The organism is Vibrio sp. Vb2131 (assembly GCF_033338535.1).
Lineage (GTDB): Bacteria > Pseudomonadota > Gammaproteobacteria > Enterobacterales > Vibrionaceae > Vibrio > Vibrio alginolyticus.
The window spans coordinates 182,868-196,866 of record NZ_JAWOSW010000002.1 but is presented as its reverse complement, the minus strand read 5'-3'; the positions used below and the strand labels follow the sequence as shown (position 1 = coordinate 196,866).

Here is a 13,999-nt window from a genome sequence, read left to right as displayed (position 1 = left end):
AATAGATAGCGCCTCCACGTAAGGAGGCGCGTAACAAGCAGGTTTATTAAGCTGCCAGGATGGCTTTTAGATCATCCTGAACATTGCCAATACTGCGCATATCGAACTTCTCTTGGATGATGGCGATTAGGTTTGGCGTTAGGAATACCGGTGCAGTAGGGCCTGTGTAAATGCCTTTCACGCCCAATGCAAATAGCGTTAGCAAGATAACGATCGCTTTTTGCTCGAACCAAGAAAGCACAAGCGTGAGTGGCAGTTCATTGATGTCACAGTCAAACTCTTTCGCCAGTGCAAGTGCAAGCTGGATTGCAGAGTAAGCATCGTTACATTGGCCCACATCCAATAGGCGAGGAATGCCGTTGATATCGCCAAACGTATTCTTGTTGAAGCGGAACTTACCACACGCCAAGGTCAGGATTAGCGTGTCTTCTGGTGCTTCAGCCGTAAAATCGGTGTAGTAGCTACGTTCCGCTTTATCGCCGTCACAACCGCCGACTAGGAAGAAGTGCTTGATGTTGCCTTGCTTCACTTGGTCGATAACCGCAGGGGCGGCGTTCATCAGTGCATTTCGACCAAAACCAACCGTGATGTGGTGTTCGATTTCATCGTGTTGGAAACCATCTTGCGCTAGAGCACATTCAATCACTTGGCTAAAATCATCGCCTTCGATGTGAGCCACACCAGGCCAGCCAACAATACTACGAGTGAATAAACGGTCTGCGTATTGACCCACATTTGGATTCAACAAGCAGTTTGACGTCATTACGATTGCGCCAGGGAAGTTTGCGAATTCTTTCTGTTGGTTTTGCCATGCGCTGCCGTAGTTGCCGACAAGATGAGGATATTTCTTCAGCTCAGGGTAGCCGTGTGCAGGCAGCATTTCACCGTTGGTATAAACGTTAATGCCTTTGCCTTCAGTCTGTTGCAGGATTTTTTCTAGGTCATGTAAATCATGGCCAGAAACAAGAATACATTTGCCTTTTACTGGCTTGACGTTCACCGTGGTTGGTTCTGGATGGCCGAAGGTCATTGTTTCACCTTGGTCGAGCATTTCCATCACTTTGTAGTTCATCAGGCCGATGCGCATTGAGCAATCAAGTAGTTCGCCTAGATCTTCAGGGTCTGTGCCCAACCACGCCATGATTTCATGGTATTCGGCATAGATATCGTTGTTGGTTTGCTCAAGAACACGTGCGTGCTCCATGTATGCTGCGGCACCCTTAAGGCCGTATAGGCAAAGTAGGCGTAGGCCAATAACATCTTCATGTACTTGGTCCTTACCACGGTTAACCGCGACTTGAGGAGCAAAAGCTAAGATTGCTTCTGCGCTTTTTGGTAGCTCAAAGTGAGCAACAACAGGGATGTCAGCAACTTCGGTATCGGCGAGTGTTGCAGCAGACATTACTTGCTCTTTTAGCAATGCTTTGTACGTTGCCGCTTGAGAAGTTAGCTCTAGGACACGTTCAGGGTCAAAGTTTACGTTCGTCAATGTAGAGAAAAATGCCTTTGGTGCCCATTGGTTGATTTCATCGTTAATGATGTTGAATTCAAGTGCTTTTGATGCCCAAAAAGAAACCCCTTGCAGTGTGTAAACCAACACGTCTTGAAGGTCAGATACTTCAGAAGTTTTACCACACATACCTTGTGCAAAAGAACAACCTTTAACAGCAGGGGTTTGAATTGTCTGTTCACATTGAATACAGAACATATTGGGTTCTCCAGTGATTGTTTTAATAGTCGTGATGTTGACCACTAGAGAGCAGAATGTGTGCCAATTATTATCTTGTTGATTTGTATTGAATTTTATCAGATTTAGGAGAGTGGTTGATGTAATTAAGACAACGCAGTTGATGTCTTAATCACATCGACTTCTTGTGGTCGGTTATTTATTGATCCCGAGCTTTTTACCCATCCGATATAAGTTCCCGCGATCCATTTGTAAAAACTCCGCTGCTTTTGCCCAAACGCCACCAGTTTGGCTCAAAGCATGTTCAATTAAATCACGTTGATAGCTTTCTATTAGCTCTCGCATTGGCTGGCTTTCTTTAGGCAGATAATGCGATGTGTTTTTTACATCATCGAGAGCCAATGAGGTGTCGAAATGGTTAAGCATGATCGTGCTTGCGCCTTGTTGAATGGCGTGTAAAGCCGCGCGAGTTAACGTATGTTCGAGCTCGCGTACGTTTCCGTACCAAGGTGAAGACTCCAGTTGAGCCAACACCTTAGGGTGAACGTGCAGGTTGGGCGCATTAAATTGTTGGCGTACTTTTTCTAACAGGTATCCTGCTAAAACGGGAATATCCCCGTCACGGGCACGCAGTGGGGGGACTTGGATTGGGAACACGTTTAAACGGTGGAAAAGGTCTGCTCGAAACGTGCCAGCTTCGACCTCTTTTTCTAATTGTCGATTGGTCGCGGCGATGATGCGCACATTGACCATCAAATGCTGATCGCTACCCACACGTTGCAGCTCGCCTTGCTGAATTACGCGCAGCAATTTTGCTTGCAAAATCAAAGGCAGTTCGCCCACTTCATCAAGGAAAATCGTTCCACCGTCTGCCAGTTCAAACTTACCGGCACGGTGGCTATTAGCACCTGTAAATGCGCCTTTGACATGGCCAAACAGTTCACTCTCAGCCAGACCTTCAGGCAGGGCCGCACAGTTGACGTAAATCATCGGCTTATCGCTACGATGAGATTGCGCGTGTACCGAGTGCGCGACCAGTTCTTTACCAGTACCGGTCTCTCCTGTGATAAGTACCGCGTAATCTGATTGAGCAACAGTCGCAATGTTGTTTCGTAACTGGTTGATCTGTGGACTCAAACCCACCATTTCACCATGTTGAGAACGGGCTTGCTGGATAAGGGTTTGAGTGACGCTTTTTTGCTTCTGGTTTTGCGCTTTGAGCGCTTTTAATTGAGCAATGTTACGCAATGTCGCAGCGGTCAAAGCTGCAAAGGTTTCGATAGCGACAGGATCGATGTCATCAAACGCGCCCACCGTTAGGGCATCCATCGTTAGTGCGCCAACAAGTTGGCCTTCGACATACAAGCTAAAGCCCATGCAATCGTGAACATCAATGCATTGGTCTTCAGTTAATAGTGTGCCGTCGAAAGGATCCGGCAGTGAACAATCGGCATCGAAACGCACCGGTTCACGGCTATGAATAATGGCATCTAAGCGAGGGTGCGCCTTGGGGAAATAGCGACGACCTAAGACCGAGCTGGATAAGCCTTTTACCGCGACAGGAGTTAGAAACCCATCCTCATCGAAGATAAACAGGCAGCTCGCATCACATGGGAATACTTGCGCGACCCCATCAATGAGATTTTGATATTGCTGCTCGTGAGAGCGATTTGAGCTGAGGTTTAGCGCGATATTAAGGAGTACGTGGTCAACAGTCGGAGTCATAACAAGCCCAAAGTTATCTGGAATGGGCTCATGCTAGCAACTTGATGTCATTTGAACATCGAAAGGTGTGGGAGATTGATGTTCCATTGACGACGATCAAGTTTGATACGAAAAGAAACGCGCAAGTTAACAAGCCAGTGATGTAAGCTTGCGCGGGTTAGGTGTTTGAATTAAAGCAGGCCAAAGGTTTGGTTCGTCCGAATTAACGAGGAACGACTCTAGCGTCATTACCAGAAACATTGATTTGGACCGCTTGGCCTGGTTGGAAAATCATGTTTGGATTTGCTTCTTGAACAATAGAGATAATCTTTCCGTCCTCTAAACGAATGGTCAGATTCACGCCATTTCTTTTCGCGGTTGCTTCAGCCGCTTTGCTGCCTGCATAGCCACCCAATAGACCACCACCAATGGCAGCGATATCCGAGCCAGAACCGCCCCCAACTTTTGAGCCTAAGATCCCGCCCACGGCAGCACCAGCGATGGTGCCAATGGCATTGGATTGGGTAGAGGCATCAATGGTTACGGGTTCTACTTTTTCTACTGTGCCGTAGTAAACCTGCTGAACTTTGCGAGTGTCGGATGAGCCGTATGCATCTCCGTACGGGTTAGGTGAGCTACAGCCGCCAAGCACGAGCACACAAGTAATGGTGAGCAACATGCCTAAATTGATCTGTTTTTTCATATAGCCTCCGAATGGTTTCTTCATTCAAAGAGTATATACCCCAATTTAACCTGCGTTTTGGTGCTTTATAAAACAGTGGCTTAGCGGCCTGTCCCTTAAGGAAACGCGATTGTCTAAGCAGTATTAATGATCGTTAAGCGTATGAAACCCTGAATAAATACGTGTAAAAGTAGTAAACCAGCATGCCGCGCCAAAGATATACGCGATGACGGCAAAGTGTTGCGGTAGCAAACAAAATAAAACCAAGCAGCCAATGGTTTCTGTACCTTCGGTTAAGCCGCTCATGTAGTAAAGCGATTTGTTTTTATATACCGGATTATCGATGCCTTGTTTTCCTGCCATGATGGCAAAAGCCAAAAAGCTACTACCAGTGCCGATGAAGGAAAAAATCAAAAATGCGCCTGCAACGGCATTGTGTTCTGGGTTGGCAAGCACAAAGCCAAAAGGAATCAACGAATAGAACAAAAAATCTAAGCTGATATCAAGAAAGCCACCCGCATCGGTAATGCCTTGAATCCTTGCCAGTGCACCGTCTAACCCATCACAGATTCTGTTCAGCAAAATAAACAGCAACGCCAACAAGTACTGTTCGGCGATCAAAGCAGGCAGGGCAAAACAGCCAAGCACAAAACCAAATATTGTCGTCTGATTTGCGGTGATGCCACATTTATCGATATATGTCGCACTGAGTGCCAGCGGTTTGCGGATGAGCTTTATACTCAGGCTATCAAGCATGATTTGTCTCCCACGGCCAGTTTAGGCAGCGGCTGCCATCAGGAATATCATCTTCATCGTGCGTTACCATCAAAGTAGGAATGTTCGCTTGCTGCAATTGTTCGACCACCCAATTGCGAAATTGTACACGCAGGTCTTTATCCAACTTGCTATAGGGCTCATCAAGTAGCGCAACTTTCGGCTTTGCTAGCAGCATACGAGTCAATGAAATACGGGCGCGTTGCCCTCCCGAAATTTGGTCAGGAAAGGACTCTGCTAGTTTGGTCAATGAAATGTTCTTCAGCGCTTGCATAGCGTGAGCTTTACGCTCTTCACCTTTGATTGAGTTTGGTAGCGCGAAGGCAAGGTTCTCCCACACCGTTAAATGAGGGAAGAGCAAATCTTCTTGGAATAGAATACCGACCTGACGCTTATGGGCAGGGAGGGCATCCAACTTTTCGTTATCAAGCGTAATGGATCCAGAGTAGTTGAACTCGGCGGATAGGTGCCCGGCAATGGCATCCAACAAAGTGGATTTACCACAACCACTTGGTCCCATCAGAGTAACAATTTCACCTTTCTCTACGGTCATGTTGAACGCTGAAAAAAGCGCGTCACCATTGGTTTTACGGATGGCGAGGTTTTCGAGACAAAGACTCATTCAGTAGTAAACCTTTTATAGACAAGCGGCGATACTTCCTGTGCAAGTGGCTAAGCAGTATCGCAAAAGAGAAGAACAAGAATGGCAGCAGAGCTTGCCAAATGGCGTAAATAGCGGTGACACGTCGGTCAAAACCACTGGATAGTGCAACGGCTTCGGTTGTGATGGTGCTAATGCGCCCAGCCCCTAGAACTAATGTAGGTAGGTATTGCGCTAGGCTGACACTAATACCGACAGCCCACGCGAATGCAATTGCAGGCAGGAGGATTGGCAGTTTCACTTTTAACCAAGCTTGCATCGGTGTTTTACCCAAGCTGAGTGCGACGCGAGTTAAGCTGTTATCGAAGCTGCGCCACGGCCCGTCTAGCGAGAGGTAAATAAATGGGAATGCGAAGAACACATGCGCCCAGCATACCCAAAAGAAATACGCGTTACTGTTTAAGTACAGCGTCACTACTTGCATACCGAATAGCACGGATAGCTGAGGAATCAGCATTGGGATGGCGATGATGTAACCGGGCACCTGCCAGCGATAACGAAGGCGATACTCATGTGCGATCAAGGCAAGGGCTAGAGCGACAGTCGCGCTGATAACGGCAATCAGCATGCTCTGTTCCAGCGTGCCAAGAATACTGTGCCATTCGTATTCCCAAAAACGCAGGCTGTAACGGCTTGGGAGCAAATCTGGAAAGCGCCAACGTTGAGCAAAGCTCCACACCACCATGAGTGGAATCATTAGAAGTGCAAGTAGCGCGACCAGTGAAAATAGGGTTTTACCGGGTAAACGAAAACCGTTTCGACCAGAGTACTGCCAGCGTTTGAAGCCTTTGGTAATACACCATTCCATTAAGCGTGCAAATCCAATCAAAAGGCTAGCGATCGCAAACAGTATTACTGCGCCAGCGGCAGCTCTTGGTAGGAGCGATAAATCTGGATCGTTAAACCATTGCCATACCAAAACCGCAAACGTGGGTGGGTTGGTAGGGCCAATAATCAGGGCGACATCGACAACGGACAAACTGTAAGCCAATACCGCCAGCATTGGGAAACGAAGTTTTGCTAACCATTGCGGAAATACGCATTTCCACCACGCTTGCGCGGAACTGTAGCCCATCGAGTGACTGACTTTTTCAACCTTATCGACTTTCAATTGCTGAAGGATCGGAATACTCATCAACAATAAAAACGGCACTTCTTTAATCGCAAGCATGATGACCAAACCGAGTGCATGTGGGTCTTTAATCAGCAATGCTAAGTCATTCACCGTTTGTGCATTCGGGTCGTAACCAAACAGTTGGTTGAGAACACGAACGCCCATACCAGTTGGGGCAAACAAGAACGCAAAGCCAATTGCAAACGCGACGTGCGGCATAGCGAGAAGTGGGGAAAGGCTAACTTCAATTTTTCGCCAAAACTTGCTGCCCCAAGACGCCTGTAGAATGGCAAACGTGATGAAGCAAGCCAAGTAGCTACTGAAAATGGCGGAGTAGAAAGTAAGCCCGATGGATGTCCAAACACCTTCCCAATCAAAGACGGCATTGAAGCCATCAAAAGAAAAGTGGTGTAGACCGATAGGAGGTACATAACCGAGCGCAGAGACCACCACTCCAAATAGTCCCGGAATGGTAGGCAAAATACAAACTGCGATAATGACTAAATACAGCGCTCTTAACATGGATTCTTACTAATTCCCGTAGCGTTTCAACCATTCTTTTTCTAACGCCGCTTGCCAACTTGGATGTGGCTCAGCGATAGATTTGAATTGTTGAGTGTTTTTGGCCGAACCAGTTAGGTATTGGTTGCTTAGTACCGAAGGGTCGCCCCAGATGTTTAGGTTACCTTTGCGAGACTGTGCTTCAGGGCTCAATAAAAAGTTTATCGCAACTTGTGCACCAGCACTGGCATTTGCGTTCCAAGGAATCGCTAAAAAGTGGATATTTGAGAGTGCTCCTGCGTCCATTGCGTACGCTTTGGTGCTCTCTGCAAGATTACCGCTCGACTGCGCAGAGAAAACCGCGTTCGGGTTAAAGGTAATCGCCAGGTCAGTCTGACCATCATCTAGTAGCTGAAGGGTTTCTGCTGTACCGCCTGGAAACTGCTTACCACCGCGCCAAGCGACTTTATGGAACTCATCTAGATAAGACCACAGCGGTTGAGTGACTTGCTCAAACGTGTCATCGGTAACTGGTTGTTGCAGCTCAGGGGCGTTGTTAGACAGTTCAATGAGTAATGCTTTGATAAAGCTTGTGCCATGAAACTCTGGTGGTCGAGGGTAAGTCAGGCGGTTCGGGAACGCTTTTGCATAGCTCAGCATTTCTGCGAATGATTTTGGAGGGTTATGGAGGGTTTGCTCGTCATGGATAAACACTAATTGTCCTACTCCCCAAGGTGCTTCTAGACCTTCTGTTGGCTCGGAGAAGTCCACATCAATTGGTAGAGATTTATCCACATATTGCCAGCTTGGCAAACCTTCGACAAAAGGACCAAATAGCAATTGGTTATCCTTCATTGATTTGAAGTTTTCGCCATTGATCCAAACCATATCAACACTGCCACCGCTGTTTTTGCCTGCCGCTTTTTCTGCGATAAGTCGAGTAGTGGTCTCAGAAATATCAGTTACTTTAACGTGGTTTAGCGTCACGTTATAACGTGATTTTAGCTCTCTACTCGCCCACTGTATGTAGCGATTAATTTCTTGGCTTCCGCCCCAAGCATGAAAGTAGACGGATTGCCCGTCGGCTTGTTGTTCGATTTTTTGCCATTCGCTATTCACTGATGAATCGGCAAAAGAAGGTGTCGCAAAAGTCGTGGCTAAAATGCCAATGCTGCTGAGTAGCTTTTTCATATCTATTCCGTGTTATGTCTTTTGGTGCTTGCTTTCGTTTCTATTGACGTTTTCGCAAGTCGTTCCGCTCTGTTACAAGGATAGTAATTCATCTCTCTCTATTATCAATGCCAATCCCAAACGGAATCACTCATTGATTCAAAGAATTACTCTCAATGTGAAGCAAAACGAAGAAAGGACAAATTTGGTGTCATTTTAGGAGCGGACCGTTTGTTTGAGGATATTCTTTCAAGTAATTGAAAATTATTGTTCCCAGAGATATGAATAGGTTGTTTTACAGAGCAAAATTGATGTCTAAAGCATGGAATTGATGGCGAAAAGAGAAAGAAAGTTGGCCATTTAAATGACTTTAGCATGCATGACTAACGATTCATCGATATAAAAAAAGCAGCCGTTTGGCTGCTTTAAGATACTATCTGGTTTACTTAGTTGGGATTAGTTTACCCAGTCACGTAGTGTAAACGTCAATTCGTGATCGGCACTTTTCAGAACAAGACCATCTTTAGTTAGCGTGATATCGCTCCAGTTAGATAGTGTTTGTGTCATTGCGTTTTCGATCTTCATTTGATCTTCCATACACATCTTCATGGTCATGCCCATTTTTTCGATGCGTAGTTGGTTGTTTTTCAGCTCGGCTTGACCGAAGAAGTTGTTACAACCTGCGTTGCCGTTTGCGGTTAGATTTTCACCGATTTCTAGGCGAGCAGCTTTTTGGTGTTCGTCTAGAACGATATTTTTGCCATCAACTTGAACAAGTTCCCAGTTGTGGTGCTGCAAATCTTGAGCCGTTATTTCTTTCACATCATCACCGTTGCTAGCACAAGCAGTCATAAGAACAGGGAGAGAGATTGCTGTAACTAACGTTTTTAGGCTAAGCTTCATTTTATAGACTCCGTTTTTATAAACGCGGTAAGTATAAGTAATAAAACACTGTTTTTGTCAGCATAAGGTTATGGTTTCGTATGTTTTTGACATAACGAAGTATATAGCAGGTTTTGTTGCTGACTAATCTTCTCATTATTTAAACTAGGCCAATACGCCCTAATATGGAAAGAGCGGTTTTAGTATGGAGCAACTGGAGTTTTTTACTGTCCCAAGCCCTTGTGTTGGAGTATGTACCTCCGATGAAAAAGGGTATTGCAAGGGGTGTATGAGAAAGAGAGAGGAAAGGTTTAATTGGCTTAACTTAACCCCCGCTCAGCAGTTGCACGTTATTAAGTTGTGTCGTCAAAGGTACAGAAGAAAGATGTTGGCGGGGAAGACGAAGCCAGAACAGCTTCAAGATGAGTCATCGCCTCAACAAGACTTATTCTAGAACCGTTGTTCAATCAATGGGTTTACGCTTTCGGTTCTGATTAGGCTTTTACATATTCCCGGTCCGGCAAGGTGTCCTTTAAGAACCGGGAATCTCCTATCCATTTTCCCTATAGAGCGGTAATTGGCGTTATTTCATCGACCAACGGTCGCTAACCCAGCCTCCCGCTTGTTCGTCGAAGTGATTTCCTGAAAATCGATGATTGAATTCAACATCTAATTTACTTGTTGGGCGTTCATCCATCAGTTGATGAATATATCTCGCCATAGGATCCGTACAAGCTTCACGCTCTCTACGGGTAACTACTTCTTTGATCATTTGGAGTCTGTAGCTATTGCTGGCTCGTTTCATTTTTGACCTCCAGAACTCGATGGCAGCAGTTTGAACACATTGACGTCCAGATCGCTGCTCATTAGTGTGCGCGTGGAGGCACATCACCATCGTTTGAAGTCCAAAGACAAATTGTTTGAGAGCAGTGTTTGTAACGCCATTCACATCTTTCTCAGAATCATTGACTGTGCGATTGAAAATGTTTCGCGAAATTTAGCCGATGAACCTGCATATTTAAAAGACCTTATCAAACATAGAAGCCCAACACAGGGGCGTCAATAACACAAATGAACAATTTTTGAACATATTGTGAAGGTGGAGAGTTTTCAGTAATTTATCGAAAATAAAAAACCGAAGCACAAAGCTTCGGTTTTAAGGAAAGCCCTGACGAAATTGCTTGTAAAAGCTCTTAGCGCCAGGGGTAAGGTGTTGAGTATTAGCTACCAGTTGCAGGACAACCTTTTACTGGTTGGCCATTACTGAAGTACTTGATGTTCTCTAAGTTCTTGTTGTAGTTATCCGCAGAGATTTGTGGGTTGTTTACGAAGAACTCGCGCAAAACGTATGCATCGGTTAGCTGTGTAGATTGAACATCGATGATTGGATAGTTATCGCCACCAGCAGCACTGAAGCTGATTACAGAGAATGTGTACGTTGCGTCTAGATCGAAGCCTTTATTGTTAATATCGGTAATGGTTACTGAGCCAGCATCACAATTTACATCTAAAGTGATGTTATCTAGTTGAGCGTAAGCACCAGACCCTGCAGATTTCGTCGCAACCACGTCTAGGTATTCTTTAACTTCTTTACCTGTCATAGTTGCTTTAGTCACGAAGTTACCGAATGGCTGAACCGTTAGTACGTCACGGTAAGTGATATCACCATCTTGGATTGAATCACGCACGCCGCCAGAGTTCATCACACCAAAGTCAGCATTTACCGTTTTGTAAGTACGGTATGCCTCGCCGAGTAGGTGACCTAGGTTAGTTTGTTGAGAGCGAACTACGTTACGATCACCTTCTAACTTACCCGTCGTATTAGAAATCTTCTCATCTAATAACTCTTGACCTTGTTGTTGGTATGGCAGTAGTAACGCTTTTACTGTTGCATCTTGTTGAATTCGTTCACCGATAACTTCATCGTTTTCGTCTAGAAGGTTTACAGGAATCAGTGCGTAATTCGCTAAATGAAGCTTGCCGTCGTAGTATTCGAAGTCAGCACGACCCACATATTTACCCCACTCATGCGCTTGCATAATCCAAGTGCCTTTTTGTTGGTCTGGGGCACAATCATCCCCAGGTTTGAAATCTGCATACTCATTGGTACCTGGTTCCATACATACAGGGTTTTGTGAGTGACCACCGATGATAGCGTTTAGCTGTCCTTCTTCAAGAGAGCGAGCGAGTTTAACGTCACCTGGTGCTTCACTACCGTTTTTGCCATCTTCGTAGTGACCCATGTGCGTCGTTGCAAATACTAGGTCTACCTTTTCGTTCTCTTCGATTTCCTTCAGTACCTTTTTGATTTCTACTTGAGGGTCTTCGAAGTGGATGTTTGATACGTTGTCTGGATTGACTAGCTTCGCAGTGTCTTGCGTTGTTAGACCAATAACAGCGATCTTAAGGCCGTTGATAGTAAATACTTTGTAAGGGTCGAAGTAACGCTCGTTTGTATCTTTTTTATAGATATTCGCAGCCAGCATAGGGAAGTCAGCTAGCTCGGCTTGCATATCGAGAATATCTAGTGAGTTATCAAATTCGTGGTTACCGACAGCCATTGCATCGTAACCAAGTAGGTTCATCCCTACGAAGTCTGGAACCGCATCTTGCATGTCTGATTCTGGTACACCGGTATTAATATCACCGCCAGATAGCAGAATGGTTTCACCGCCTTTTGCTTCGACTTCTGCGCGGATAGATTCGATTAAAGTGTGACGCGCAGCCATGCCGTATTCGCCGTCGCTGTTATGCCAAAAGCGACCATGGTTATCGTTAGTGTGGAGAACGGTGAACTTAGTACAAGAATCTGCAGTCTCGCAGGTTACTGGAGAATTGTCGCTGTCTGAGCCGCATCCTGCTAGCGCAGCGCCCACTGCCACTACCAAAAGAGATTTGGAAAACGTCATAAGGGATCCTTTCTTTGTGATTTTGTTATTGTTACGGCGTGAAATATACGGAATTAATGTGAAACTTTAGTGATCTATCTCTTATTTATACTTCTATCGGAGAAATGAATTAATAAGCCTGCAAACTACGTCTATAAATAAACAGAATTGGTATTTAGTATTTATTTTATATCGCTAGCTCTATTTTTTGTGAGGTAGTTAATTGAATGTGTGTTGTTTGTGTGAATCAATGCGCATTTTTGCGAAGTATTACGCTGATTTTGGTGATTATTTTGCCAAGTTTATGTTTTTCCTAATAGGTATGACACAAATCGTTATAAATTTTCGCTCTGATGATGAGGGGGGGCGGTTTGTATGCATAATGAACAGCACAGAGCTTAAACTCATTTGATCATGGCTTTATTCTGCCAAACTCTATCAAAAATTGTATTTATCTCTTTACTATAATTGCGATCGTTTAGAAACCTTATGCTTTAAGCATCGTTTATTTATCCTCATCCGATACCTTATCGTGCTTATTCCGCATTTGACACTCGAATGTTTAAACAAATAGATTCAACCTAATGAGTCAAAATGAAAAGTAAATAATGGATCGTTCTTCTTCGAATATTATGATGTGAACTATCATTTAATTAATGAAAATGAAATGGATTAATGTAAAGCGTTGCGACTGTAACTGTTATCTTTGAGCTTTGGTTTAAAGGGTAGGGTTAAAAGAATTTGTAAGTGGTGAACGCTAATAAAGGATGCTTATGAGATACACAGTAAGGGACGCACTCAAAAAGGAAGCAGCCCAAATCGCCAAGATACACGTTGATTCTTGGCAGGTGGCGTATAAAGGATTAATGCCAAAGAGCTACATAGAGCAGTTTACGATTGAGCGTCGAGAAAGGATGTGGGCGCGAGTGATGACGGAGCAACTGGCCCAATTGACCGTAGTTGAGAGGCAAGGAGAAATTGTTGGCTTTTTAAGTTACGAGTTACCTAACCACACCAGCGAAGATAAAACGGCATTAGTGACATGTTGCTACGTTACGCCGCTACATTATGGGCAAGGAGCAGGAAGTGCACTGTTAGATGAGTTAGAGACACGTTTGCTCTCTACGTCAGTTATGCAGATCAGTTTGAAAGCACTGGATACTAATCAACAGGGGCTTAACTTTTACAAGAAGTGTGGTTTTGCGCGTACTGGAGAGGAAGAGTCGGAAGTGATTGAGAATATGACGCTGACCGATCTCACTTTAGTGAAGTATATTGCCCGTTCATAAATCAAATGCTATATGCCAAATATAGTAAAACCCCGGAGGTGGTAAGACTCCGGGGTTTGAAATTTTGTAGATGTCTCGGTTGGTAAATCCGATTATCTTTTATGCAAAAGGTTTGGATTTAATCCGATTAATTCCTTGGTAGGGAATTAGATACGGATGAAGTCCATGTGTTCAACTTTTGGCTTGAACGCGTGACGTTGAACGTCTTGTGGCTTAACTTTAACTTCTTTGCCATCGATAACTAGAACGATGCCTTCATAGAATTCAGGCTTGTCCATTTGGTTTACGATGTCGTCGTGGTTAAGAACGATAGCTACTGCTGCTTCTTCACCGCCGTATACAACTGCAGGGAATTTGCCAGCGTGACGTAGGCGGCGGCTCGCACCTTTACCTAGTTCAGTACGTACTACTGCTTCGAATTTCATAGTATTTACTCTCAAATTAGTAAAAATCAAATGTTCACAATCAACAATGCGACCTTGTTGTTCGTGGTAAAGCTTGAAACAGGAACTGTTCAAGCGAGCGCGGATACTATCATTCCACTTATAAATGGGCAACCCAAATCGTATCCAAATCAACAAAAAGGTATGATTTAGCGGGGTGGAAGGCTATCCCTTTTAACGCTTTGCTTGGATTTTGTTCACATC

General features: G+C 44.7%; 13 protein-coding genes. 2 read left to right on the top strand and 11 right to left on the bottom strand.

Annotated features, from left to right (window positions below; translation table 11 throughout):
- Positions 1 to 46: 46 nt before the first annotated feature.
- From hcp to R7E38_RS02960, 8 genes are all read right to left on the bottom strand, one after another.
- Positions 47 to 1,708: a hydroxylamine reductase gene (gene hcp / locus R7E38_RS02995; protein ID WP_226082885.1), complete on the bottom strand. Its 1,662-nt coding sequence runs from the start codon at positions 1,706 to 1,708 to the stop codon at positions 47 to 49.
- A gap of 174 nt (positions 1,709 to 1,882) precedes the next feature.
- Complete coding sequence (gene norR, locus R7E38_RS02990; RefSeq protein ID WP_226082886.1) at positions 1,883 to 3,412, bottom strand: nitric oxide reductase transcriptional regulator NorR; 1,530 nt, start codon at positions 3,410 to 3,412, stop codon at positions 1,883 to 1,885.
- Between the two features lie 202 nt (positions 3,413 to 3,614).
- Positions 3,615 to 4,094 (bottom strand): glycine zipper 2TM domain-containing protein, encoded by a 480-nt coding sequence (locus tag R7E38_RS02985; RefSeq protein WP_031778989.1) that lies wholly within the window; start codon positions 4,092 to 4,094, stop codon positions 3,615 to 3,617.
- A gap of 123 nt (positions 4,095 to 4,217) precedes the next feature.
- Positions 4,218 to 4,829: a CDP-alcohol phosphatidyltransferase family protein gene (locus R7E38_RS02980; protein WP_005378090.1), complete on the bottom strand. Its 612-nt coding sequence runs from the start codon at positions 4,827 to 4,829 to the stop codon at positions 4,218 to 4,220.
- The gene (locus R7E38_RS02975; RefSeq protein WP_042522013.1) at positions 4,822 to 5,469 is read right to left on the bottom strand and encodes an ATP-binding cassette domain-containing protein; all 648 of its coding nucleotides are present in this window, start codon (positions 5,467 to 5,469) and stop codon (positions 4,822 to 4,824) included. The genes R7E38_RS02980 and R7E38_RS02975 overlap by 8 nt, the downstream gene beginning before the upstream one ends.
- Positions 5,435 to 7,144, bottom strand: a complete 1,710-nt coding sequence (locus R7E38_RS02970; RefSeq protein WP_226082887.1) for an ABC transporter permease — start codon at positions 7,142 to 7,144, stop codon at positions 5,435 to 5,437. The genes R7E38_RS02975 and R7E38_RS02970 overlap by 35 nt, the downstream gene beginning before the upstream one ends.
- 9 nt (positions 7,145 to 7,153) lie before the next feature.
- The gene (locus R7E38_RS02965; protein ID WP_042522009.1) at positions 7,154 to 8,314 is read right to left on the bottom strand and encodes an ABC transporter substrate-binding protein; all 1,161 of its coding nucleotides are present in this window, start codon (positions 8,312 to 8,314) and stop codon (positions 7,154 to 7,156) included.
- Between the two features lie 435 nt (positions 8,315 to 8,749).
- Positions 8,750 to 9,196, bottom strand: coding sequence for an META domain-containing protein (locus tag R7E38_RS02960; RefSeq protein ID WP_005378077.1), 447 nt, complete (start codon positions 9,194 to 9,196; stop codon positions 8,750 to 8,752).
- Between the two features lie 184 nt (positions 9,197 to 9,380).
- Between R7E38_RS02960 and R7E38_RS02955 the strand changes: the two genes are divergently transcribed.
- Positions 9,381 to 9,629 carry a DUF1289 domain-containing protein gene (locus tag R7E38_RS02955; RefSeq protein ID WP_005378062.1) on the top strand — a complete coding sequence of 83 codons (249 nt, stop codon included), beginning with the start codon at positions 9,381 to 9,383 and terminating at the stop codon, positions 9,627 to 9,629.
- 129 nt (positions 9,630 to 9,758) lie between these two features.
- Here the strand turns inward: R7E38_RS02955 and R7E38_RS02950 are convergent, their stop codons facing one another.
- The gene (locus R7E38_RS02950; RefSeq protein WP_005386686.1) at positions 9,759 to 9,980 is read right to left on the bottom strand and encodes a hypothetical protein; all 222 of its coding nucleotides are present in this window, start codon (positions 9,978 to 9,980) and stop codon (positions 9,759 to 9,761) included.
- 415 nt (positions 9,981 to 10,395) lie between these two features.
- Positions 10,396 to 12,084, bottom strand: a complete 1,689-nt coding sequence (ushA, locus tag R7E38_RS02945; RefSeq protein WP_226082890.1) for a bifunctional UDP-sugar hydrolase/5'-nucleotidase UshA — start codon at positions 12,082 to 12,084, stop codon at positions 10,396 to 10,398.
- A 752-nt stretch (positions 12,085 to 12,836) separates the two neighbouring features.
- Between ushA and R7E38_RS02940 the strand changes: the two genes are divergently transcribed.
- Positions 12,837 to 13,352: a GNAT family N-acetyltransferase gene (locus R7E38_RS02940; protein WP_318081672.1), complete on the top strand. Its 516-nt coding sequence runs from the start codon at positions 12,837 to 12,839 to the stop codon at positions 13,350 to 13,352.
- A gap of 146 nt (positions 13,353 to 13,498) precedes the next feature.
- Here the strand turns inward: R7E38_RS02940 and rplY are convergent, their stop codons facing one another.
- Positions 13,499 to 13,777 carry a 50S ribosomal protein L25 gene (gene rplY / locus R7E38_RS02935; RefSeq protein ID WP_005378066.1) on the bottom strand — a complete coding sequence of 93 codons (279 nt, stop codon included), beginning with the start codon at positions 13,775 to 13,777 and terminating at the stop codon, positions 13,499 to 13,501.
- Positions 13,778 to 13,999: the final 222 nt, after the last annotated feature.